20 protein-coding genes, 1 tRNA gene and 1 pseudogene are annotated in these 23,520 nt (G+C 64.5%); 9 read left to right on the top strand and 13 right to left on the bottom strand.

Features of this window, described 5'->3' with window-relative positions:
* Positions 1 to 19: 19 nt before the first annotated feature.
* The 5 genes and pseudogenes from ACFMBG_RS09210 to ACFMBG_RS09230 all read left to right on the top strand — a co-directional run.
* Positions 20 to 435, top strand: a pseudogene (locus tag ACFMBG_RS09210) (transposase family protein); the annotation flags it as partial.
* An 820-nt stretch (positions 436 to 1,255) separates the two neighbouring features.
* On the top strand, positions 1,256 to 3,532 hold the full coding sequence (locus ACFMBG_RS09215) for a glycosyltransferase family 2 protein (protein ID WP_421054407.1): 2,277 nt from the start codon (positions 1,256 to 1,258) through the stop codon (positions 3,530 to 3,532).
* Positions 3,533 to 3,641: 109 nt separating this feature from the next.
* Positions 3,642 to 5,210: a class I SAM-dependent methyltransferase gene (locus tag ACFMBG_RS09220; protein WP_421054408.1), complete on the top strand. Its 1,569-nt coding sequence runs from the start codon at positions 3,642 to 3,644 to the stop codon at positions 5,208 to 5,210.
* Between the two features lie 66 nt (positions 5,211 to 5,276).
* Positions 5,277 to 6,650, top strand: coding sequence for a hypothetical protein (locus ACFMBG_RS09225; RefSeq protein ID WP_421054409.1), 1,374 nt, complete (start codon positions 5,277 to 5,279; stop codon positions 6,648 to 6,650).
* A gap of 73 nt (positions 6,651 to 6,723) precedes the next feature.
* Positions 6,724 to 7,626: a hypothetical protein gene (locus tag ACFMBG_RS09230; RefSeq protein WP_421054410.1), complete on the top strand. Its 903-nt coding sequence runs from the start codon at positions 6,724 to 6,726 to the stop codon at positions 7,624 to 7,626.
* Here the strand turns inward: ACFMBG_RS09230 and ACFMBG_RS09235 are convergent.
* The 6 genes from ACFMBG_RS09235 to ACFMBG_RS09260 form a co-directional block, all read right to left on the bottom strand.
* A complete protein-coding gene (locus tag ACFMBG_RS09235) occupies positions 7,610 to 8,548 on the bottom strand; it encodes a hypothetical protein (protein WP_421054411.1) in 939 nt (312 codons plus the stop codon). The two genes, ACFMBG_RS09230 and ACFMBG_RS09235, sit on opposite strands and share 17 nt — an antisense overlap.
* Positions 8,549 to 8,552: 4 nt before the next feature.
* Positions 8,553 to 9,863, bottom strand: a complete 1,311-nt coding sequence (locus tag ACFMBG_RS09240) for a TRAP transporter large permease (RefSeq protein WP_421054412.1) — start codon at positions 9,861 to 9,863, stop codon at positions 8,553 to 8,555.
* A gap of 6 nt (positions 9,864 to 9,869) precedes the next feature.
* The gene (locus tag ACFMBG_RS09245) at positions 9,870 to 10,403 is read right to left on the bottom strand and encodes a TRAP transporter small permease (RefSeq protein ID WP_222480696.1); all 534 of its coding nucleotides are present in this window, start codon (positions 10,401 to 10,403) and stop codon (positions 9,870 to 9,872) included.
* A gap of 73 nt (positions 10,404 to 10,476) precedes the next feature.
* A complete protein-coding gene (locus ACFMBG_RS09250) occupies positions 10,477 to 11,451 on the bottom strand; it encodes a TRAP transporter substrate-binding protein (RefSeq protein WP_421054413.1) in 975 nt (324 codons plus the stop codon).
* A gap of 49 nt (positions 11,452 to 11,500) precedes the next feature.
* Complete coding sequence (locus tag ACFMBG_RS09255) at positions 11,501 to 12,754, bottom strand: NAD(P)/FAD-dependent oxidoreductase (protein WP_421054414.1); 1,254 nt, start codon at positions 12,752 to 12,754, stop codon at positions 11,501 to 11,503.
* Positions 12,751 to 13,878 carry an enolase C-terminal domain-like protein gene (locus ACFMBG_RS09260; protein ID WP_421054415.1) on the bottom strand — a complete coding sequence of 376 codons (1,128 nt, stop codon included), beginning with the start codon at positions 13,876 to 13,878 and terminating at the stop codon, positions 12,751 to 12,753. The genes ACFMBG_RS09255 and ACFMBG_RS09260 overlap by 4 nt, the downstream gene beginning before the upstream one ends.
* Positions 13,879 to 13,978: 100 nt before the next feature.
* Here ACFMBG_RS09260 and ACFMBG_RS09265 point away from each other — a divergent pair, with 100 nt between their 5' ends.
* From ACFMBG_RS09265 to ACFMBG_RS09275, 3 genes are all read left to right on the top strand, one after another.
* Positions 13,979 to 14,881 carry a LysR family transcriptional regulator gene (locus ACFMBG_RS09265; RefSeq protein WP_421054416.1) on the top strand — a complete coding sequence of 301 codons (903 nt, stop codon included), beginning with the start codon at positions 13,979 to 13,981 and terminating at the stop codon, positions 14,879 to 14,881.
* Positions 14,882 to 15,159: 278 nt separating this feature from the next.
* On the top strand, positions 15,160 to 15,852 hold the full coding sequence (locus tag ACFMBG_RS09270) for a GntR family transcriptional regulator (RefSeq protein ID WP_421054417.1): 693 nt from the start codon (positions 15,160 to 15,162) through the stop codon (positions 15,850 to 15,852).
* 9 nt (positions 15,853 to 15,861) lie between these two features.
* Entirely contained in the window at positions 15,862 to 16,596 is a 735-nt protein-coding gene (locus ACFMBG_RS09275) for an aspartate/glutamate racemase family protein (RefSeq protein ID WP_421054418.1), read from the top strand.
* A gap of 38 nt (positions 16,597 to 16,634) precedes the next feature.
* Here ACFMBG_RS09275 and ACFMBG_RS09280 read toward each other — a convergent pair whose 3' ends face one another.
* From ACFMBG_RS09280 to ACFMBG_RS09310, 7 genes are read right to left on the bottom strand one after another with little or no spacing between them, the layout of a single operon-like run.
* Entirely contained in the window at positions 16,635 to 17,567 is a 933-nt protein-coding gene (locus ACFMBG_RS09280; RefSeq protein WP_421054419.1) for an AEC family transporter, read from the bottom strand.
* A 50-nt stretch (positions 17,568 to 17,617) separates the two neighbouring features.
* Positions 17,618 to 18,415 (bottom strand): MBL fold metallo-hydrolase, encoded by a 798-nt coding sequence (locus ACFMBG_RS09285; RefSeq protein ID WP_421054420.1) that lies wholly within the window; start codon positions 18,413 to 18,415, stop codon positions 17,618 to 17,620.
* Positions 18,415 to 19,224 carry a TatD family hydrolase gene (locus tag ACFMBG_RS09290; RefSeq protein ID WP_421054421.1) on the bottom strand — a complete coding sequence of 270 codons (810 nt, stop codon included), beginning with the start codon at positions 19,222 to 19,224 and terminating at the stop codon, positions 18,415 to 18,417. Before ACFMBG_RS09290 ends, ACFMBG_RS09285 begins: the two co-directional genes overlap by 1 nt.
* Positions 19,225 to 19,259: 35 nt before the next feature.
* Positions 19,260 to 20,378, bottom strand: coding sequence for a DNA polymerase III subunit delta' (locus ACFMBG_RS09295; RefSeq protein ID WP_421054422.1), 1,119 nt, complete (start codon positions 20,376 to 20,378; stop codon positions 19,260 to 19,262).
* On the bottom strand, positions 20,375 to 21,022 hold the full coding sequence (tmk, locus tag ACFMBG_RS09300) for a dTMP kinase (protein WP_421054423.1): 648 nt from the start codon (positions 21,020 to 21,022) through the stop codon (positions 20,375 to 20,377). Before tmk ends, ACFMBG_RS09295 begins: the two co-directional genes overlap by 4 nt.
* A complete protein-coding gene (locus ACFMBG_RS09305) occupies positions 21,019 to 22,206 on the bottom strand; it encodes a D-alanyl-D-alanine carboxypeptidase family protein (RefSeq protein ID WP_421054424.1) in 1,188 nt (395 codons plus the stop codon). Before ACFMBG_RS09305 ends, tmk begins: the two co-directional genes overlap by 4 nt.
* A 10-nt stretch (positions 22,207 to 22,216) precedes the next feature.
* Complete coding sequence (locus ACFMBG_RS09310; protein ID WP_421054425.1) at positions 22,217 to 23,143, bottom strand: SPOR domain-containing protein; 927 nt, start codon at positions 23,141 to 23,143, stop codon at positions 22,217 to 22,219.
* A 253-nt stretch (positions 23,144 to 23,396) separates the two neighbouring features.
* Between ACFMBG_RS09310 and ACFMBG_RS09315 the strand changes: the two genes are divergently transcribed.
* Positions 23,397 to 23,486: transfer RNA gene (locus ACFMBG_RS09315), tRNA-Ser, on the top strand.
* Positions 23,487 to 23,520 lie beyond the last annotated feature (34 nt).

Below are 23,520 nucleotides of genomic sequence, written 5' to 3' on the forward strand. Positions count from 1 at the left end.
GGCCTTTTGCTCGCCATCTATGGTCCTCCGTTTCCTAATCATAGGGGCGGACCACTTCTTTGGGGGAGGCTCACCGGACTTTCCCAAGCGCCATGGCAAGCCGCACGTGGATGACAGACGTGTTCTGAGCGGGATTACCTTCATCAATCGCGGTGGTTTGCGCTGGTCCGATGCGCTGAAAGAGAATGGCCCGCCCAGTGAGGCGGGACCGTCGCCCCAGAAGGGCGGCGCAAGCCCGGTGAACGCTCTGCAATCGCTGGAAACGGTGGAGCAATACGGGTGTCTTCGTGCGGATCATGGAAGAATTGGCTGCTGAACACTCGGATCATACGGCAGTCATGATCGGCGCGACGTACCTGAAAGCCCATCGCACGGCTTCATGCCCAGGGCTGAAAATAGGGGGCTGGGCGTCTGATCGGGCGCACCAAGGGCGGCACGGCAGATCGAACAGTTCCACGTGGTCATTGTCGCGCGCATCTAGCATATGCTGAGCCAGTTTCTTGCCATGAATCCGCTGATTGCCCTTCAGGATCCTGCGCGGCCCCCATTCAGGCCAAGCGCTTCGATCAGCGCTGCCCGCATTTTGGCGATGTTCGCGCAGGCCTCGCACAGCTAGGATTCGGTTTCGGGGTGAACAGGCAGCGTGCCCGGGATTGCCGCACTGGCGGGCTGATTGAGGTTTCTGGACAGGTGAGATTGCCCCAAAGCCGCCAGAACGCGCCCCAGAGGCTCAGGGCCGGCGACAGGGTCGTATTCCAGCGCCGCACCTTTTAGAGGTCCTGGGCAAACAACACGGCCTTGATATAGGCCCCAAGCGGCACGCCATTGGCCGCTTCTTCGGGATGCGCGCGTTCCTCGAAGGTCAAACGCAACGGAAACGGTGCTTCACGCTGCTAGCGCGCTTTGGCGGATTTCGCCGCTAGGTCACAGAAATTCTAGCGCGAATTCATCGTCATTGACCTCAGATCGCTACGGCCAATAGATGTAAGATGGCGCTCCTAATCCTCTAAAACCTCAAAGAGAGTGTCCGAGTGTTCTCTCTCCAGGCGCACCAGCTATCCTGAAAAGCAAGCCTGAACAGGCAGCCTTTGCGTAACCGCGCCGTGTTGTTTTGTTGCGGGAATATCAGCTGCCGGCGGCTTTGGCGGCGGGTGGCGGCGTTTCCAGGTTCCGGCACATCGGCAGGCCGGTTATAAGGGCACTTGCTCCGGGCACGGCTTCCGGGGCCAAGAACGCCATAACGTGAAGCAGCAGTATGCCAAGTCCAGCAAACGGGAATCGCGACAGCAGGATCCTTGAGCGCGAGCTTTGCGCGCTGTCATTGGGGCAGGCTGTTTTGCTGGATGCCGTGGAGATGCCAGGCGGCAATGGCCGCCTGGCCCGTCTGTTTTTCAAATCCGGAACTCCGCGGGAGGGGCTCGATACATCCTCTCCGGCCGGCAAGGCGATCCTGCACAACTTTGGCGGGGCGCCTGTTCTGGATATTGAGGTCAAAAACGGAAGCAACCCGCTTGCGGTGTCCGTTGATGGCACGCTTTTTAGCATCGGCCTGCACCCGGACGAGACGGAGCTGTTCACCGGGCTCAACGTGCTGGCCGCGGTGCGTAATGGCGAAACGGTCCGGACGGCGGTTGAATGGCTGCGGTTCCATGCCGCGCAGCATGGTATGCAAGGCGCGGTCATTCTGGACCGGGCTCCGCCGCAGGAGAGCCGCCAGTTCATCCAGGCGCTGCAGGAGCAGGCCGCGGGCATCGAGGGGCTGCAGCGGGTTGTCGTGGTGCATTCCAGGCTGCCCCTGGGCAAGGACGGCCTGCCGGAGGAGGCGCATCCCTTCAACGTGCCGGGGGCGCCGGGCAAGGACCGGATGGAGATCCCGCCCGCCGACCCTTGGCGTGCGCCGCTGGGCGAGTTCCTGATCTACGAAATCCTGCGCGCGCGCTTTCTGGCGCGCGCCCGGGCGGTGGCCAATATCGACCTGTTCGACCTGCTGGCACCTGTCGATGGCCCCAATGTTTTTGACCGCGCGGCGGAGGCGCCTTCCGGCTGTCTGCGCCTCGGCGGGGTGCAGGGCTATCCCTGGCGGGTGCGCAAGGGAAGCGAGGCTGCTTTTGCGGACCACATCTGCACCCAGTTTGACGCCACCGGCCTGCGCCCTCGCTGGTGCCTGGCACCTGCCAAGACCGGAGCGGACTGCATCTGGCGCCTCATCCGCGTGGTTGGGGCAGAGCCTGACCCGGCGGATGATCTGCGGTTCTACCGCTGCATGGGCCTGCGCCACCCAGCCGATACCGTCTCAAAAATCGTGCCGAAAACCAGCCTGGTGGAAACGCCGGAGCTGCTGGAGCTGGCCACCGGGTATTTCAATGTCAAACCCGTGCGCATTCCCGAGGAGCAGGCGATCAAGCGCAGCGGCGGCAAGCCAAAGACCACCATCGTCACCACGATGAAGAACGAAGGCCCCTTCATCCTGGAATGGCTGGCCTATCACCGGGTGATCGGGGTGGATGATTTTCTCGTCTACACCAATGACTGCACCGACGGCACCGACACCATGCTGCAGATGCTGCAGGAGAAGGGGCTCGTGCAGCACCGCGAAAACCCGTTCCGGGGCACTGATCTGAAGCCGCAGCATGCGGCGCTGCAGGCGGCGGAGGAGGAGCCGGTCATCCGGGACGCCGACTGGCTGGTGTGCATGGATGTGGATGAATTCATCAACATCAAATGCGGCGCGGGGCGGCTGGCTGACCTGTTCGAGGCGGTGGGCGATGCCAACATGATCTCGATGACCTGGCGGCTGTTCGGCAATAGCGACGTGCGCGATTTCACCGGCGATCTGATCACCCGGGAATTCACCCGCTGCGCCTTTGAGGTGACCCGCAAGCCGCATCAGGCCTGGGGCTTCAAAACGCTGTTCCGCAACAATGGCATCTTCAAAAAGCTGGGCGTCCACCGCCCCAAGGGGCTGAAGCCGCAGCTGTGGGAGGACATCCGCTGGGTCAACGGCTCCGGCCGGGACATGCCGCGGGAGATGTTCCGAAATGGCTGGCGTTCGTCGATGAGCACTTACGGTTATGATCTGGTGCAGCTCAACCACTACGCCGTGCGCAGCGCCGAAAGCTTTCTGGTCAAGCGCGACCGCGGCCGGGTGAACCACGTGGACCGCGACCAGGGCCTGTCCTACTGGTTCCGGATGAACAACAACGCCGAGGAGGAACGCTCGATCCAGCGCATGATCCCGGCGCTGGAGGCGGAGATGGCGCGGCTCTTGGCGGATCCGGAAATCGCGGCGGCGCATGAGTACTCCTGCCGCAAGCATCGCGAAAAGATCGGGGAGCTGAAGACCCGGGGCGATATGCTGGAACTGTTTAATGAGCTGACCGGGGACAAGCTGTGCAAGCTGTCGCGGATGCACGCGCATTTCGGCGCCAATGTGTTCCTCAGCGGCCCCGGCGTGATCCCGGATGAGATCGCCGAAAAGGAGCCGGGCAGCGATTTCTGGTTCACGGTAGAGCGCGGTGAGACCACCCATTGACCGCCGCGGCCCCTTCGATTGACAGGCCTTCCGGCGGCGGGCTAGAATCCGTTAACAAAAAAACGCGGTTAAACGGCTGCATTATACGGGTATTTGAGGGGCAGTAATCATGGCACTTCCGGCCATTGCGTCGCTATGGGTGGGCCCGGAGCTCAGCTGGCTGGAACAGCTCTGCCTGCAATCCTTCCTGGACAACGGCCATGAGGTGATCTTGTTCACCTATGATGAGGTCAAAGGCGTGCCCGATGGCGTGCAGGTGGCGGACGCCAATGACATCCTGCCCGCTGACCGCATCATCCGCCACGCCAAGACCGGCAGCCCGGCCTATCATGCCGATATCTTCCGGCTGCATATGCTGCGCCAGACCAACTATGTCTGGGCCGATACCGATGCCTATTGCTGCCAGCCCTGGGACATCAAGGGCAAGCATTTCCACGGCTGGATCTCCGACAACAAGCCGATGGTCAACAACGGCGTGCTTCGGCTGCCCAAGACCTCCAAAACGCTGAAGGCGATGCTGCAGTTCACCAGTGACGAATATCCCATCCCGCCCTGGTACAGCGCCCGGAAGCAGGCCGAACTGCAGGCGCTGAAAGATGCTGGGCAGGGGGTTCACGTGTCGCTGTTGCCCTGGGGCGTCTGGGGGCCGGATGCGCTGACCTGGTTCCTGCAGGAAACCGGGGAGGTGTCCAACTCCCGCCCCGGCCATGTGATCTATCCGGTGCCGTTCAAGCGGGCTGGCGTTGTGCTCAACCCGAACCGCCCGGACCAGGCGCGGGGCTACATCCGCAGCGATACCCTGTCGATCCATTTCTGGGGCCGCCGCTTCCGCAACATTGCTGCCAAATACGGCGGCGTGCCGGCGGAAGGCAGCTATGTGCATGAATTGCTAGCCAAGCACGGGATCAACGCGGAGAAAACCCGCCACCTGCTGCTGCCTGCTCCCGAGCCGGAAGAGGCCGCCGCGGAGGCGGTGGACCCGTCCGCGCTGGATTTTTCGATGTTCAGCGACCGGGATGTGGCCAACCTCCTTTTGCAGCGTTCCGAACTGGCAAGCTCCGGTCAGACCCTCAGGGACTGGATGGCAGGCGACGAGGCGCTGCTACTGGCGGAAGCCCGGATACAGCGGGACCATATCCTGCAGGAGTCGATCCGGATTGCCGAACGGGAATGCAATTTCTTTCTTGAGGCTACAGATCCCATCGCGCCCAAGCGGGCCGCCGATATCGGCTGCGGCTACGCCTTTGCCAGCCTCTTGCTGCACCGCCGTTACGGCTGCGACATCGTGCTGATCGATATCGAAGAGGGCAACGGCCGCCATTTCGGCTTCAAGGGCGCAGGCGCAGGCTTCACCAGCCTGGCGACCGCCCGCGCATTCCTCGAAAGCAACGGGGTGCCAGCGGAAAAGATCACCACCATCAACCCCAGCACCGAAGACACCGCGGCGCTGGGCCGTTTCGATCTGGTCATCAGCCTGGCATCCTGCGGGTTCCACTATCCGGTCGGCACCTACGAGGATCTGTTCCGCAACCAGATCAACGAGGGCGGCGGTATTGTGCTGGATATCCGCAAAAGCTCTGGCGGCATTGCTGCGATGAAGAGCTTTGGCGCAGTTGATGTGCTGGCCAAGCACGGCAAATACTCCACCGTCCTGATCCGTGCCGGGCAGGGGACGTGAGTGGTACCCGGATCCTTAACCCTTTTCGGGTATGGCGTGGGCAGGCCCATGGGGGACAGTTGACGCATGTTTGGTGAAGACTTCGACTTGAAGGGCGTTCTGCCGTCGCTGGATGTGGACGACGTCCGCACCGTTGCCGACGTGAACGGACAGGCCCCTGAGCTGTGCATTCTTCTGCACCAGCGCTATGGCTGCAGCATTGATTTTGTCAGCCTCGACCGCAAGGGCGCGCCCAAGCCGCCGGATGAAGCTGAGTTCCAGGACTGGCTGGCCCGGCTCGAACGGGGCGGGGTGGACCGGGATGCAATCCGAGTTGCCGGCCAGCCGCGCGGGCAGGGCAGCTATGACGTGATCCTGGCGCTGAACAGCTTTGGCGTCCGCCACAAGATCCAGAATATCAAACCGCTGCTGGACCAGGCGCTGCACCCGCTCAGCCGCCTGGTGATCGAGATCCGCAAAGGTTCGGGCAGCTACCCGTTCCTCAAGGCTTATGGCAGCTGCAACACGCTGCTGCCGCCGGAGGCGGGCAAGAATGGCCTGGCCATCCTCTCCGCCGAACCGCAGGAGGTGCTGCCGCCCACGGGCGAGTGGTCCCGGGTGGCCCGCCAGCTGGCCGGCAAGGAAGGTTTCTTTGACGAGCTGGAGGAGCATTCCTTCCTGTTCATGCCGCGCGGCGGGACCCTGGTGGTGACCTTCGACAACCTCGATATCGCGATGACCAAGCGCGACGACCGGCGGCCCTGGGGGTTCAGCTTCATCGAGGCGCAGGGCTGGTCGATGCTGGGGGTGATGGCGAACGGCTGGACCTGGTTCCGCCATCAGGAAGTCAGCCGCAAGTTCGAGGAACTGCGCGACAGCGGTTTCTTTGACCGGTTTTCACGGGTGGTGTTCTACGGCGCTTCGATGGGCGGCTATGCGGCGGCGGCCTATGCCGCGGCGGCGCCGGGGTCCACGGTATTTGCGATCAGCCCGCAATCCACCCTCGACAAGACCCTGGTGCCTTGGGAAATGCGCTACAAGAAGGTCTGGGACCGGGATTTTTCCGGCCCCTTCGGCGATGCGGCGCTGGCCAGCCAGGCGGCAGGCGATGTGCATATCATGTTCGACCCCTATGCGGCGCCGGATGCCGCCCATGCAGCCCGGTTCACCGGTGCAAATGTCACCTTCTGGCGCTGCCCGCTGCTGGGGCACCGGCTGGGCTCCTCGCTGCAGCAGATGGGCATCCTGCAGGAGATCGCCCGCGGCGCCATCGCCGGCGAGCTGACCCCGCACCGGTTCCACCGGCTGCTGCGCAAGCGGCATGGCTTTCCCCGGTTTCAGCGGGAGCTGGCCAACCTAGCGCTGGAGCGCGGCCATCCCCGGCTTGCGCAGCGGGTCTGCGACTATATTCTGCACCAGCGGGACGACCGGTTCTTCCGCCGGATGAAGGCGCGGCTCTAGCCCGCGCAGGCAGCGGCACGGCGGGCCGCCAGGGCACCGCGGAAAGGACACCGGGCAGCGACCGGACAAGACAATGAACCAGGCAGACAGCACCATGCGGGACATAACCCTCGCCTTTCACATCGGGGCCCCCAATACCGACAACGGCCAGCTGACCTGGTCGCTGCGCAAGGATGCGCAGCCGCTGCTGGAGCGCGGCGTCATGATCCGCCGTCCGGGCACTTATATGCCCGCCGTCACCAAGCTGATGCGCAAGCAGGAAAAGGAGCCGGTGACGGATCAGGAGCGCGAGGAACTGCTGGCGTCCATCATCAAGGATCAGGAGGTGTCCCGCCTCATTCTGACCAATTCGAGCTTTCTCGGCGGGCCGAGCTGGATGCTCAGCGGCGGCCGGCTGTTCCGCAACGCAGGCAGGAACACCGCGGCCCTGCGGGCGGCGTTTCCCGGCAACCCGTGCGAGTTTTTCCTGGGTCTGCGCGACCCGGCGACCCTGATCGGACCGGTGTTCAAGTCGCAGTCAGGCAGAACTTGGGAGCAATTTGCCGGGGGCACGGATTTTCTGAACCTGCGCTGGTCCGATGTGGTCGCGGATATCCAGGAGCATAACCCGGGCTGCCGCATCACCGTTTGGTGCAACGAGGAATCCCCGGTGGTCTGGCCCAGTATCCTGAGCCGCGTGACCGGCCTGGGTGACACATTCCGCTTCAGCGGCGAGCTGGACATCACCCGCGGCATCATTTCGGAGGAGGGATATGAGCGGCTGGAGGCCTATCTTGCCAGCCGTCCCGGCCTGTCGGAGGACCAGCGCGAGCGGGTGCATGCGCTGTTCCTGACGTATTTCCATTCCGAGGACGCGGTGGAGGAGGAAATCGATCTGCCGGGCTGGTCGCAGCCGCTGGTGGATGCGATGGGCGAAACCTACCTGGCCGATACCGAGCTGATCCGCCGGATGCCCGGGGTTACGTTCCTGTCCTGACGTCCTGGCGGCCGTAAAGCGGTTTCATCAGGATTGCGGTCAGATACATCGGGATCTGGTAGCAGCCGAGGAAGATCAGCAGCGGGTCTGTCGTGGCTGCGGGCAGGGCGATCAGGAAGAGGGCGAAGTTCCGGTTGCCGGCGACCACGGAGACTGGCACGGCGCCACTGCCCGCGCGGCGGCGCAATACGGCGAACACCAGCACCTGCAGGCCGAGGTTGGCGGCCATCGCAAAACCCAGCCATTGCAGCACCAGCAGCGGATCCTTGCGCAGTGCAGGCCCCAGCGCCGCCATCAGCCCCACCACAATCACCGCCAGCGCAATCATGGTCAGACCGTCAATGGCCCTGGCCTGATCCGGGCGCAGCTCCGGCAGCGTCATGCGGCGCAGCAGGAAGGCCGCGGTCACGGTGAGGCCAATGGCCCCGATCAGCCGCCCGGCGGCACGCAGCACGTCACTCAGATCGCCCAGGCTGGGGGCCAGCAGAAACACCGGGATCACCGTCAGCGGCATCAGCGCGGTGCCTGTGATCAGCAGGCGGAAGGCGGGCTCGGGCGCGTGCCCCATCAGGGCGGTGATATTGGGGCTGCCGGTGACGGATGGCGCGCTCAGCATCAGGATCAGCGCCACCGCGGCGGGGGTTTGCGCGACGCCGAACAGCGAGGCCGCTCCCAGTGCCAGCAGCGGCAGGCCCATCTGCAGCAGGGCAATGGCCTTGAGGGTGCCGATGCCATCCGCCAGCCCGCCTGCGGCTTTGCGTAGCCCGATCCGGTAGGCATTCAGGAACAAAAGCCCGGCCACCATTTCAGGGAGCCAGGGCTGGAGGGCCGCGGCGAGGCCGGGCAGCAACAGCCCGGCCAAAAGCCCCAGGACCAAAGCGGCCCGCCCGTGCCGGGCGGCAAAGGCGAGCGCTTTCATCATGGTTCTAGACCGGTCCCGGCCTGAGGTTGTTGGGCAGATAGGTCGCCAGCTCCGGGAAGGCGATCAGAACAAACACCATCAGCACCATGATCAGGAACATCGGGATCGCGGCGCGGGCGATATAGCTCATCTCGTGATGGGTCATGCCCTGCATCACAAACAGGTTGAAGCCGATCGGCGGGGTGATCTGCGCCATCTCCACCACCACCACGATGAAGATGCCGAACCAGATCAGGTCGATGCCCGCCTGGCGGATCATCGGCTCCACCACCGCCATGGTCAGCACCACCGAGGAGATACCGTCGAGGAAGCAGCCCAGCACGATGTAGAAGACCAGCAGCACCATCAAGAGCTCGAACCGGGTCAGCTCCCAGCCTGCGATCAGATCGGCCAGCCCGCGCGGCAGCCCGGTAAAGCCCATCGACAAGGACAGGAACGCCGCGCCCGCCAGGATCAGTGCAATCATCGCGCTGGTGCGGGTGGCGCCCATCAGGCTTTCGGTAAAGGTCTTCCAGTTCAGCGAGCCCTGCGACAGCGCCAGCAGCAGCGAGCCGATGACCCCGAATGCCGCCGCTTCGGTTGCGGTGGCAAAGCCCAGATACATCGAGCCGATCACCACGATGATCAGCGCAATCACCGGCGCCAGGAAGCGGGAGTTCTTCACCTTCTCGGCAAAGCTTAGCTTGCTCTCCTGGTCCGGGTTCCAGTCCTTGCCGACCTTGGAGTAAATCGCCACGTAGCCCATGAACATCGCCGCCAGCACCAGCCCTGGCAGGATGCCCGCAAAGAACAGCTTGGTGATCGATTCATTGATGGTGACGCCATAGACGATCAGCGTCAGCGACGGTGGGATCATCAGGCCCAGAGTTGCCGCACCGGTCAGGGTGCCGATCACCATGCGCTCCGGGTAGTTGCGCTTGCGCAGTTCCGGGATCGACATCTTGCCCACGGTGGTCAGCGTCGCGGCGGAGGAGCCGGAGACCGCGGCAAACACCGTGCAGCCGACGATATTGGTGTGCACCAGCCCGCCGGGCAGGGGTGCCATCCAAGGGGAGAGGCCCTTGAACATGTCCTCGGACAATCGCGTTCGATACAGGATTTCCCCCATCCAGATGAACATCGGCAGCGCGGTCAGGGTCCAGCTGGAGGAGGCCGACCAGACCGTGGTCAGCATGACGTCGCCGACGGGGCGGGTGGTGAACAGCTCCATGCCAACCCAAGCCACGCCCATCAGCGCCAGGCCGACCCAGACGCCGGTGCCCAGCAGGGTGAACAGCACGAAGAGGAACAGGATGATGACTGAGATATTTTCCATGTGCCCTTACTCCGCGTGGCTCTGATCTTCGAGATCCCGGGTGATGCGGTGGTCGCCGCGGAAAATCACGTGGATCAGGTGGTCGGTGAGGGCGATGGCCAGGATGACCGCGCCGATCAGCATGGCGCTTTGCGGCATCCACAGCGGCGTCCGGTCCTGGCCCTGGCTGACATCGTTGAACTTCCAGCTCCAGTAGACAAAGCGGTAGGCGTAGAAGCAGAAGTACCACATCACCGCGGTACCGATGCCAAAGCACCAGATCTCCAGCACCCGGCGGAAGCCTTCGGGCACGACGTTCAGCAGGATCGACACCCGGATATGGCTGCCGCGGTTCAGCGCATTGGCAAAGGCCAGGAAGGACGCCGCTGCCATCGCGTAACCTGCATAGTCCGGCGCGCCGGGGAAGACTTCACCGGTCCAGCGGGCCAGCATCTGGACAACGATCAGCCCCAGAATGGCAATCAGGCAGAGGGCGGCCAGCACCCCCGCCGCGAGGTATAGAAAATCCAGTCCGGAGCGCAGCCCCCTGAGCACAGTCATAGCATCCCCATCGGCATTATTCTTATGAGAATACGGGCGGCACCTTTCGCGCCGCCCGCATCAAGCTGTCTGATTACTCGGCGTGGAAGGCGTCGACGATGGCCTTGCCTTCTTCACCAGCCGCTTCCAGCCATTCATTAGTCATGGTGACGCCGATTTCCTTCAGCTCGCCCACCATCTGGTCGGAGGCCGGACCCACGGTCATGCCGCCATCGCGCAAGCCCTGCAGGGTGAAGCCGGTGTACTCCTTGGCGCGCCAGTTGCCCGCGTATTCGGCCAGCTTGGCGCAGCCCTTGATCACGTTCTGGTTCGCCTCGGAGGTGCCGCTCCAAACGTCGGAGTTCACGAACACGTAGTTGCGCGGCAGCCAGGCATCCACTTCGTAGAAATAGTTCAGGCTTTCCCATACCTTGCGGTCATACCCGGTGGAGCCGGAGGAGACCATCGACTCTGCCACGCCGGTGGCGAAGGCCTGGCTGATCTCAGCCGCCTCAATGGTCACCGGCAGCATGCCGGTCAGCTCCGCCAGGCGCGAGGTGGCGTTGTTATAGGAGCGGAACTTGATGCCCTTCATGTCGGCGACCGAGTTCACCTCGTTCTTGAAGTAGAGGCCCTGCGGCGGCCACGGCACGGCATAAAGCAGGGTCAGGTTCTGCTCGGCCAGCAGTTTCTCGATGGCCGGCTTGGCGGCCTTCCACAGCTTGTCGCTGTCATCAAAGGAGGTCGCCAGAAACGGGATCGAGTCAAACCCGAACAGCGCGTTTTCGTTCTGGTGGCCGGACAGCAGCCGCTCGCCGATCGGGGCCTGGCCGGTCTGCACCGCGCGCTTGATGTCGGCGCCCTTGAACAGCGAGCCCGACGGATGCGTCTTGACCTCGATCTCGCCGCCGGTGCCGGTGGTCACGCACTCAGCGAACTCAGCACCGGTGGCCGAGTGGAAGTTGGAGGCCGAATAGGCCATCGGCATGTCCCAGACCTCGGCCGCAGCGGGCAGGGCGGCAGCCGCGGTCAGCGCGGTGGCGGTCAGCAGTTTGGTCAGTTTCTTCATCGTTTTCTCCCTGTTGTGGTCGCGGCCCCTTCAGGGGCACTGGTTGGTTTCAAATCGCATAGCGCGCCGGGTCATAGGCGCTCATATCCATGTTCGGGGTGCGGCCCGAGATCATCTGGGCCAGCAGGCGCCCGGTCTTCGGCCCGCCGGTCAGGCCGATGTGATGGTGGCCAAAGCCGACAAAGGCGCCGCTGAGACGCGGCACCTCGCCAATGACCGGAATCGAATCCGCCGGGGCAGGCCGGTAGCCGAGCCATTCCTCCTCATGCTTCCAGGTAACACCAGGCAGGATGCGCCGCGCGTTCTTGCGCAAGAGCTCAAGCGGACCTTTCGACGGCCCGGCCTCCAGCCCGCCGAATTCCACAATGCCCGCAATCCGGATCCGTCCCTTCATCGGAGTCACCACGCATTTGGCTGCTGCCACCATGGCGGGGGCCTTGGGCATCGCCGAAGGCTCCCACAATTCAAGATGATAGCCGCGTTCTGCCTCCAGTGGTACGGAAATTCCCAGCTTCTCCGCCAAGGGTTTTGACCAGACACCCGTGGCTACAACAACGGCATCGCAGGTGATGGTCTCCCCGCCGGCACGCACGCCGGTCACCTTGCCGTTTTCGCGGGCCACATCCTCGGCAAAGGCCTGGATCAGCCGGCCGCCATTGGCCGTCACATGGGCGGCCAGGTCCTTCACATACCGGCCCGGGTCCAGGATGAGCCCGTGATCCTTCAGCCGGGCGGCAAAGCCGAACTCCTCTGCATAGATACTGTCATAGGCCCGGACATCCGCGCCCTCCAGCTCATCCCAGCGGAACCCATGCTTCCTGCGCAGGCCCCAGCCGAATGCATCCTCGCCGAAATGCGCCCGGTCATTGTAGAGGAACAGGTAGTCGGAGGGCTGCAGATGCCGCTCCGCTCCGGTGCCCGCTGCCAGCACCTGATGATCCGCCAGCGAGTCTCCCACGACGGGCGCCAGCGCAGCCGCAATGCGGGCGGTGTCCTCTGCATTGGCATGGCCCATGTACTTCATCAGCCAGGGCGCCAGTTTCGGCAGGTACCCCCAGCGCATGAACAGCGGCTGGCTGGGGTCCAGCAGCATCTTCGGTGCCTTCTTCCACAACCCCGGACCTGTCACCGGCACGATAGAGCAGGAGGCCAGAATGCCGCCGTTGCCGTGGCTGGTGCCTTCGCCCGGCCCCTTGCCGTCGATCAGGATCACCTGGTGCCCGTCGCGCTGCAGCTCAATCGCGGCGGAGACGCCGACAATGCCGGCGCCGATGATGGCAACGGTTTTCTTCTCCGCCGTCATGCCGCAACCTTCTTGGCGACCGCGAAACGGCTCAGCTTTTCAACATCCGGCCTGATGCCCAGCCCCGGCCCATCCGGCACCACCACCTGGCCGTCCTTGACCTGGAAAGGCGTCTCCAGAATGTCTTCTTTCAGGAAATAGCTCGCCTGGTAGAACTCGCAGCCCAGCCGGATCTCGGGTGTGGCCGCAATCATGTGGGTGCCCGCCAGATGCGCCAGCCCAGCCTCGAACATGTCGCCCCCATAGGCAGACAGCCCGTTCGCCGCCGCAATCCGCGCCACCGTCTGCCCGCGGGTCAGCCCGCCCGACTTCATGATCTTGACCGAGACACCATCGCAGATGCCCTCTCGCGCGGCGCGCACCATGTCCTCCGGGCCAAAGACGCTTTCATCCGCCAGCAAAGGCACGTCGATCATCTCCCGCAGCCTGGCCATCATGCCAAAGTGATGAAACCGCACCGGCTGCTCAATGAAATCCGGCTTGAACCGCGCCACGTCGCGCACCTGCGCGGGCGCATCCTCGATACTGAGCCCCTGGTTGTAGTCCACCCGCACCCGGAACTCGGGGAAGTCCTTGGCGATCCGCTCCAGCCGCATGATGTCAAAGGCATGATCCTTGAAGCCGGTCTTCAGCTTGATCAGCCCCACCTTGTCCGCCCGCAGCCGGTGCAAGAGGTCGATGTCCTTCTCGAAATCCGGATCGGCAATCGAACAGCTGAGCGGGATGGTGTCGCGGCACTTACCGCCCAGCAGCGCCCAGACCGGCGCCCCGGTGATGCGCCCGGTCAGATCCAGCAGGGCGGTTTCCAGTGCCGCCTTGGCCTCTGTGCAATGGGCCACTGCCTTGGCCGCATCCTCCATGATCGCCGCCCTGTCCGCCACCCGGCGGCCTTCCACCAGCGGCCGGATGTAGCGGTCCAGCGCCGCCAGGCTGGCTTCCGGGGTGCCGGTGAACACCGACCACGTCGAGGCTTCGCCAAACCCTTCGGCGCCGCCTTCGCTGCGCAGCCGGACAATCACAACTTCGCAGGAGCCCTCAACAGACCCGATCCCGTGGTCGCGGCGCGACAGCACGGGCAGCGCGAGATGCCAAAGGTCCATCCCGGCAATCTTTTGTTCCAGCACTTCGATCTTCCTCCCAGGTGCGGGGAAAGCGTGCCTTGACTGGATCATCATTACCAATACAAAGAATTGGGCAAGGTATCATGAAAAGTGATGATTTGACATGTCTCTCCGCTTCCGCCAGCTGCAGGCGTTCCACGCTATCGTGGAGACCGGCACCGTCACCGGCGCGGCCGAGCAGCTTGGCATTTCCCAGCCTGGCATCTCCAATCTGCTCTACCAGCTGGAGCGCCAGACCCGCCTCAAGCTGTTCGAACGCAGTAAGGGCCGGCTGATCCCGACGCCCGAGGCCGGGGTGCTGTTCCAGGAAGTCGACACCGTGGTCCGAGGGCTGGATCACGTGGCGCAGGCGGTCACCGACCTGCAGAACAAGCAGGCGGGCCAGTTGCAGGTTGCCTCGCAGCACTCCCTGTCCTTTGGCTTCATGCCCGCCCTGATCGCCCGTTTCGCCCGCACACGCCCGGACATGTCGATATCATTTCAGGCACAGTATTCGCTGAAGATCCAGGAATGGGTGATCGCAGGCCTGTTTGAGATCGGCGTCTGCGAGATGCCGCTGATCCACGACGGGCTGGAAGTGCATCCGGTGAGCGTCGAAACCCGGCTGGCGATGCCTGCGGACAGTCCGCTGGCAGATCATGAGGTGCTGACACCGGAGCTGCTGGAGGGTGTGCCCTTCATTGTCATGGGGCCGGAGCACATGACCCACCGCCGTACTCGCGAAGTCTTTCAGCAGGCTGGAATCCCGCTGAAAACCCGCGTGCATTCGCATATGTTCAAGAACCTCCTGAGTTTCGTGCAGGAGGGAATGGGTGTTTCGCTCCTGGACCCCTTCGTACTGGGTTTTGAGAGCGGCGGCGGGTTTGTTTCCCGCCCGTTCCGGCCGCGCATCATGATGGATATGGCGGTGATCACTTCCAAGTCGCGGCCGCTGTCAGCGGTAGGGCAGGAGTTCCTGGCGCTATTGAAGCAGGAGCTGGCGCCTTACTCCGTGGCAGACGGCTAGCCCGTTCCTGATAACTCTTTGCCCGGCCGATAGGCCGGGCAGCGCCCGACCCTCCCGTCAAACCGCAGGTTTGCCACCGGCAAAACGGAGAGGGCGCTTTTGCGCCGACCCAGGGTCTGGCGCTGCCCTATGCGCCTTGGGAGCAATCTGGTCATGGCGCGGGGAGCTGAAGAGCTGCCCCATCGCGCCACCTAAATTGTATGCAGTTTCGAATTCAATCTTGCGCAGGGCCGGGCGCTCCCCTAGTCTGCACTTCGGATTGAACGAACGGCGGGAACATGGCCAAACGCGAAAGCAACGTGGACCGGGTCTATGAGGCGCTGCGCCGGATGGCGGCGGATTTTGCCTTCAAACCCGACCAGCGGATCAACGAAAGCGCCTTGTCCGAAGTGCTGGGCGCCAGCCGCACGCCGCTGCGCGAGGCGCTGAACCGGCTGGTGGCCGAGGGCTTTCTGACCTTCCAGAACAACCGCGGCTTCTTCTGCCGTCCGCTGACCCCCAGCTATATCATGGACCTGTACGAGGCCCGGGTGGCGGTGGAATGCGAGGCCACGCGGCTCGCCTGCACCCGTGCCCCGGACGAGGACATCGCGGCGCTGGCGGATTACCTCAACCGGATGGAGCCGGAATACGAAAGCGCCACCGACCCGGAGGCGCTGCTGGCAATGGACGAGAGCTTCCATGCCCGGCTGGCGCAGCTCTCCGGCAACAGCGAACTGCAGCGCATCCTGAACAACCTCAATGGCCGGATCCGCTATATCCGCCTCATCGATCTCAAACGCATGCGCGACCGGGCAGGGGGCAAGGCGCCGGGCGACATGTCGGCGCACCGCCAGATCGTCGAAGGCATCGCTGCCCGCAACACAGACGCTGCCGTGTCGGCCATGCGCAGCCATATCGAAAAACGCCGGGAGGAGGCGACGGAAGCTGTCCGCATCGCTTTTTCCCAGCTTTACGTTCCGGACGAGTAGGGGATTCACATGGAACACGGCGGCAAGACTGTCTTTGGCGCGGCGGTTGGCATCCTGATGCTGGAAGCACGCTTTCCCCGTATCTATGGCGATATGGGCAACGCGATGACCTGGGACTTCCCGGTCCACTACAAGGTGGTGCGCGGGGCCAACCCGGAGAACGTGGTGCGCGGCAACCCCAAGGAACTGGTGGACCTGTTCGTCGAGGCCGGCCGCGACCTGGTCGCCATGGGGGCCGACGGCATCACCACCAACTGCGGCTTCCTGGCACTGATCCAGGACGAGGTGAAACAGGCGCTGGGCGTGCCGGTGGCGACGTCCTCGCTGATGCAGGTGCCGATGGTGCAGAACCTGCTGCCTGCAGGCAAGCGCTGCGGTATCCTGACGATCTCCAAGGCCACGCTGACGCCCGCGCATTTGGAGGCCGCAGGCGTGGCGCTGGACACGCCCATTGCCGGCACCGACGGCGGCCGCGCCTTTACCCGCGACATCCTGGGCGACGCGCCCTCGATCGACTTCGAGGCCTGCCGGCTGGATATGATCGAAGCCGCGCGGGCGATGGTTGCGGATATCCCGGACCTTGGCGCCATCGTGCTGGAATGCACCAACATGGTGCCCTATGCCCGCGATGTCAGGAAAGCCACCGGCCTGCCAGTGTTTTCGATCCACTCCTTCATCAACTGGTTCCAGGCTGGTCTGCTGCCCAAAGGGTTTCCGCTGGAATTAGACGATCCGCGCTGGTGAGGCCGGACGGTGGGCGATTTCGCCCACCGATCCCATTTTCAGCTCAGCACCAGCAGCCAGAACCATACGGTCAGGATGCTCGACCCTGTGGCGATCAGCACGGAAGAGGCCGCAACCCGCTTGGCCCGTCCGTACATACTGGCAAAGATATAGCCGTTGAACCCGGTCGCCATCGCCGCGTTCAGAACGCCGGAGCGGAACAGATCCTGCGGCAGCGCCAGCGCCGAGCCCATGGTCCAGACAATGGCGGGGTGAATCATCAGCGAGGTGAAACACACAAACAGGATCGCCCGCATGTCGCCTTCGGGGCGGTATTTCACCAGCACCCCGCCCAGGGCAAACAGCGCGCCGGGCAGGGCGGCCCGGATGATCAGCGACAGCGCCTCATCCACCACCAGCGGAATGGAAAACCCCGACAGGTTCACCGCAAACCCCAAGGCAATCCCCAGGATCAGCACATTGCGGAACATCGCGTTCAGGACCGAGGCCACAGTCCTGATCCCGCCTGCGCCGCGGTTGCGCACAATCTCCATCGCGGTGATGCCGACGCCATAGCAGAAGGGCGAATGGAAGGCGATGATCGCGTAATTGCCGGTCAGGTTCTCAGGCCCGAAGGCACGCTCGGTGATCGGCAGGCCCAGCAGCACGGAGTTCGAGAACAGGCAGCAGAAGCCAATGGCGATGCAGTCTTCCCAGTCCCGCTTGAACAGGGTGCGGGCGCCAAAGACGCCAATAAGAAAGCAGGTAAAGGCGCCGGTATAGAAACTCACCAGCAAGCGCGGATCGAAACTGGCAGACAGATCCAGTTCCGCCATCGCCTTGAACAGCAGACAGGGAATGGCGAAGCCCTGCGCAAACTTCATCACCCCTTCGATATGGTCCTGGCCCAGCACCCCCCGTGCCGTGGCGGCATAGCCCGCGCCGACAACCAGGAACACCGGCAGGATGACATCAATCAGGCTCTGAAACACGGTGCTTCCTCAAATCCCGCACATGAAAAAGGGCGCTGAGTTGCGCCCCTTCAGACCTCCATCCGGATCACCATCCCGTCATAGGCGGGGGTGATATGGTCCGGGGTCTCGGCCTCGACCGTGGCGTAATCCATGTCGATATGCATGTTGGTGATGATGCCGCGCTTGGGGGTCATCTTTTCGAACCACTCCAGCGCTTCCTGATAGCTGAAATGCGTCGGATGCGGGGTGCGGCGCAGCCCGTCCAGGATCCAGATATCCAGCACCTCCAGCTCCGGCAGGGCGCTGTCCGGGATGGTGGACACATCCGGCAGATAAGCCAGCCCGCCAATGCGGAACCCCAGCGCATGGATCGAGCCGTGGCTGACCTCGAAGGGGCGGAAGCTGATTTCGCCGCCGGGGCCGCCGATGGAGAACGGGCCGCTGATGGTCTGCAATTCCAGGATCGGCGGGTAGGGGGAGTTGTCGGGCTGCGCAAAGGCGTAGCCGAAGCGGCTCAGGATGTCGTTCTGGGTGGCACCGTCCGCATAGACCGGGATCCGCTGGCGCATGTTGAAATAGACCATGCGCAGATCGTCGATCCCGTGCAGGTGATCGGCGTGGGAGTGGGTGTAAACCACCGCGTCCAGGCGGCTCACCTCCGCATCCAGCAGCTGGCTGCGCATGTCCGGCGTGGTGTCGATCAGCACCGAGGTGGTGCCGTCCGGCCCGTCCCGCTCCACCAGCATAGAGCAGCGGCGGCGGCGGTTCTTAGGGTTCTTGGGGTCGCAGTCGCCCCAATGGCCGCCAATCCGCGGCACCCCGCCGGAGGATCCGGACCCGAGAATGGTAAAGCGCAGTTCAGCCATCAGGCGGCGGCCTCATACTGGGCGGCCTTCCAGAACAGCCGGTCGAAATTCGCCTGCGTCTGCGCGGCAAAACCCGCGTAGTCCATGCCGAACACCTCTGCTCCCACCTTGGCGGTGAACGCGGTATAAGCGGGTTCGTTGCGCTTGCCGCGGTAAGGCGGCGGTGCCAGGTAGGGGGCGTCGGTCTCGACCAGGATGCGCTCCACCGGGGCGGCGGCAAAGATATCGCGCAGCTCCTGGCTCTTGGGGAAGGCGGCGATGCCGGACATCGACAGGTAGAACCCCAGGTCCAGCGCTGCCTTGGCCAACTCGGCGGAGGAGGAGAAACAGTGCATCACGCAGGAGTATGCGCCATTCTTCATCTCTTCGCCGAGGATGCGCGCCATGTCGTCATCGGCAGCGCGGGCGTGAATGATCAGCGGCAGGCCGGTCTCGCGTGCGGCGGCGATATGGATGCGCAGGGACTCCTGCTGCACGCCGGCGCTGTCGGCGGTGTAGTGGTAGTCCAGCCCGGTCTCGCCAATACCGACGAACTTCGGGTGCTTGGCCAGCGCCACCAGTTCATCGACCGAGACCAGCGGCTCATCCGCGGCGCTCATCGGGTGGGTGCCCGCGGCATAGAACACCGGCGCATGCGCCTCGGCGATGGCACGCACGGCGGGCTCGTTCTTCATCTTGGTGCAGATCGTCACCATCCGCGTCACGCCAGCCTCAGCCGCGCTGGCGATCACCTCATCCAGCCGCCCCTCGAAATCGGGGAAGTCCAGATGGCAATGGCTGTCGGTAATCTGGGGGGGCGTCTCGGTCATGTATCCTCTGGTGCCGCTAGCGCCGCGCCGGAAGCCTAGCGCGACGCGGTTTCCTGCATCTTGAAAACCGTATCTAGGACAAGCGCCGCGGGGTCAAGGTTCACCGCCTGGCCGTGGCGGGCACGTGCCGTGACTTCTGCTGCAAGGTCCGCCCAGGCGCGCGCCTTGCGGGGATCGGGCGACAGGCGCTGGAGCATCGCTGCTTCCTGCGGTGCCGCCTCCGGCGCTGGCGGAGCGCCGGTGGCGCCGGTGCGCGCCAGCCGGGCCAGCGCCATCTCTGTCAGCGACAACAGCAGCTCGAACCGTTCCGCCGCACCGCGCTGCGCGGCGGCCTCGGCCAGCGCCATCGCCCGCTGCCGGTCCAGCCGCGGCATCGAATCGAGGATCTGCACCAGCTCGGCATAGATCTTAAGCCCGCCCAGGTTGATCAGCCGCAGCGCCGCGCCAACGGAACCGCCTGCGAGCGCTGCGAGGTTTTCCATGTTCTGGGGCAGTTCGACACCGGACTGCGCCAGCGCCGCCTCCATGTCCGGCGCGCTGAGCGGCCCCAGACGCAAGGTGCGGCAGCGCGACCGGATGGTCGGCAGCAGGCGCGAGGGCTGGTGCGAAATCAGCAGGATGGTGGTCCGTGCCGGCGGCTCTTCCAGCATCTTCAGCAGCGCATTGGCAGCGCTTACGTTCATGTCGTCGGCGGCATCGACAATCACAACCCGCCGACCGCCATCGGTGGCCGACAGGCCAAAGAACCGGTTCAGCTTGCGGATGTCGTCCACCACGATCTGGCTGCGCAGCTTGCCCTTGTCGTCATAAGAGCGGGTGATCGGCGCCAGCCCCGGTTCCGCCAGCGCCTGCATGCGGTGCGAGACCGGGTGTTCGGGATCAATGTCCAGGGTCTGCGGCGGCGGCGGGGCACCGAACAGGCCCCCTTCCGCCGGGGGCGTGGCGAGCAGGAAACGGGCGATCCGCCAGGCCAGCGTTGCCTTGCCCACCCCTTGCGGGCCGGTCAGCAGCCAGCCGTGGTGCAGCCGGTCTGAGTTGTAGGCGGTCAGAAAGTCCCGTTCCGCCGCATCCTGCCCAATGAGGCGCAGGGTTTCGCGCGGATGCGGTGCACCCTCGGCCTGGTCGGCGCGTGGCAGTTCGTCGTCAGCGCTCATGCCCTGCTTCCTTCCAGCGCCTCTTCCGCCAGCCTGCGCACATCGGCCGCCACTTCTTCGACGGGACGGGCGCCGTCGACCACCCGGAAGCGGTCCGCAAATTCCTTGGCCAGCGCCAGGAAACCGGCGCGCATCTTTTCTTGCAATCCGACGCCGAAATCCTCGAAGCGTTCTTCCTTGCCCTGCCGCCCCTTGGCGCGGGCCAGGCCCCCGGCCGGGTCCATGTCGATCAGCAGGGTCAGGTCCGGCTCGCGCCCGATCATCAGCTTGTGCATCTGATCCACTGCCGCGCGCAAATCGCCGCGCGACAGGCCCTGGTACATCCGCGTGCTGTCGGCAAAACGGTCGCAGATCACCACCTTGCCTGCCGCCAATGCGGGCTCGATAGTACGCTCCAGGTGGTCGCGCCGCGCTGCCATGAACAGCAAAAGCTCGGTCTCCGCCGACCAGCGGTCGGGATCGCCCTCCAGCACCAGCCGGCGGATCTCCTCGGCGCCGGGGGAGCCGCCCGGCTCCCGCGTCAGCACCACATCGCGGCCCGCCGCGCGCAAGGCTTCGGCCAGCAGCTGGCATTGTGTCGATTTTCCGGAGCCGTCGATGCCTTCGAAGGTGATGAACACCCCGCGCTTGCCGCCCGCCGTCACAGTGCCCCCTCGGAACCGGTCAGGAACTGCTTGATCAGCACCTGCGCCGCGGTCTTGACCCGCACCACAAAGCCGCCCGCGGGCACATCGCTTTCCGCCACCAGCGGCAGCCGCACCTCCGGCAGCTCCTCGGGCTGCAGCACCAGTTCGGCCAGACGCTGGCCTTTCTTCACCGGCGCCTCGATCGGGCCGTTATAGACAACTTCGCCCTGGATGGTGTTGGCCGACAGCGACGGCAGCAGGATTTCCAGATCCTTGGCCGGCACCAGCCCTACCGATCGCTCGGCCCCCCGCCAGATCTCGGCTTTGGCGATGGCGACGCCCTCCTTGGCGACGGTCTTCTTGGTAAATTGGCGAAACGACCAGTTAACGAGGGCCTCGGCCTCCTCTGCGCGCCCGCGCTCGGTGTCGAGCCCGGAAACCACAAAGATCACCCGCCGGTCGCCTTGCTTGGCAGAGCCGACCAGGCCATAGCCCGCTTCCTCGGTGTGGCCGGTCTTCAGCCCGTCAGCGCCGATGCCCAGCTTCAGCAGGGGATTGCGGTTGCGGATGTTGGAGGGCGCGCGGCCATCGAATTCAAACGTGGTCTCGGCAAACAGCGGGTAGTATTCCGGGAAGTCCTCGATGAGCCGCTCGGCCAGGACCGCCAGGTCATGCACCGACATCCGGTGCCCGGCAGCAGGCCAGCCGTTCGAGTTGGCAAAGGTCGAGGCGGTCATGCCCAGATCCTCGGCCCGCTTGGTCATGTAGCGGGCAAAGCCGGCCTCGGTGCCGTCCGGGCTCAGCGCCTCGGCGATCACCACGCAGGCGTCGTTGCCCGACAGCACGATGATGCCGCGCAGCAGGTCCTCGACCCGCACCCGGTCGGTGGTGTCCAGGAACATGGTGGAGCCGCCATAACTCATCGCGTGCTCGCTCACCGGCAGCCGCTCATCCAGCGTCAGCCGCCCGTCGCGCAAGGCTTCGAACGCCACATACAGCGTCATCAGCTTGGACATGGAGGCCGGCGGCAGCGGCACATCGGCGTTCTTGGACAGCAGAACCGTGTCGGTGCCCGCATCCAGCACATAGGCCGCGCGCGCGCTGGAATCAAAGGCCGCAGCCGACAGCGCCGACAGGCTGACCGCCAGGCCCGCGGCCAGCGCCAGCCGCAGGGAGGATTTCAGAGCGTGGCTCAGGTGCATGGCGTTTTGTTCAATTGGTGACAGCATAGGCATCCGCAAACCCGGTTTCCTTCACGCTTTTCAACAGCTGGCTGCGTTCGGTCTTGTTCTGGGCCGGGCCGACCAGAACCCGCCAGAACGTCTTGCCGCTGGAGGACTGCTCCCGCACCACCGGCACCATGCCCGCGCTGCGCATCATGTTGGCGGTCCGCTTGGCGTTCGCCTCGACGCTGAAGATGCCGATCTGGATGAAGGGCTTGCTCAGCACGGATTTCTGCGGTTTGGCGGCAGGGGCCACGGCAGGCTCTGCCTTGGCAGGTGCAGCCTGCGCCGGAGCCGCGGCCGCCGGGGCCGAGGCTTCGATTGCGGCAGCGGCACCGGCAATCGGGTCCAGCGGGGTTTCGGTGATTTCGCGGCCCGCCAGCGCGGCCTCATTCACCTCTGCAGCCTCCGGCAGCGCAGCATCAGCACCAGCCTGCTCATCCGGCTGCGGTTCCGGCGCGATTTCCTCACGCCGCAGCGCGGTCACGTTCAGTTCCACCGGCGCGCCGGCCAGCATCCCCAGGGCCGCCGCGGCATCCGACGAGACCTGCAGCCGCGGTCCCGGGATCTCCCGCTCGCGGCGGAACAGCGCGCCGATCACGAACTGGCCATTGGCATTGTTGCGGATGATCACCCGCTCGGGGTCCTTGGTATCGGGATGCGCCACCCAGACGCCGCCGATCGACGGACGGCCGTCCCACAGCCCCGCCTCGGTCACCTGGAACACATCAGGCGCTTCCACGTCGCGCTCCACCAGCTTGGTGCTGCTGGAGGCCTGCACGGCACCCTCCGCCTTGGGTTTGGGTTCCAGAAAGCCCAGTTTCGGCCCGTCTTCGCAGCCTGCCAGGACCAGCAGCCCCAAGGCCGCCGCGGCGGCGCGCGGGGCCGTCCTTGCTTTCGACATGGTGTCTTTCATGCTCTCATCCTTGCCTGTGCCCGCGGCGCTTCTGCGCCCCCGCCGGAATACCCGGTCTTCTTGGTTTGGCGGCATGATAGCCTGCACATCCGGCCATGAAAACCCTGCCGGGCCGCGGCACAAAGGAAAGCCGCGGCGGCGGCATGAATCCGCGCGTCCGGACGGGCCGTGAAAATTTCCCTTGGACGCTGTCCGCCGGCCTCGGATTTCCCCTTGCCTCGTCCAGCGTTGCATCCTAAACCGCTGACGGACCGGGGAGGTGGCAGAGTGGTCGAATGCGGCGGTCTTGAAAACCGTTGAACGTGAGAGCGTTCCCAGGGTTCGAATCCCTGTCTCCCCGCCACTGCACGCCGTGCCAGCGTTCCGGTTATTCCTCT

The sequence above is a fragment of the Leisingera coralii genome (assembly GCF_049056525.1).
GTDB lineage: Bacteria > Pseudomonadota > Alphaproteobacteria > Rhodobacterales > Rhodobacteraceae > Leisingera > Leisingera coralii.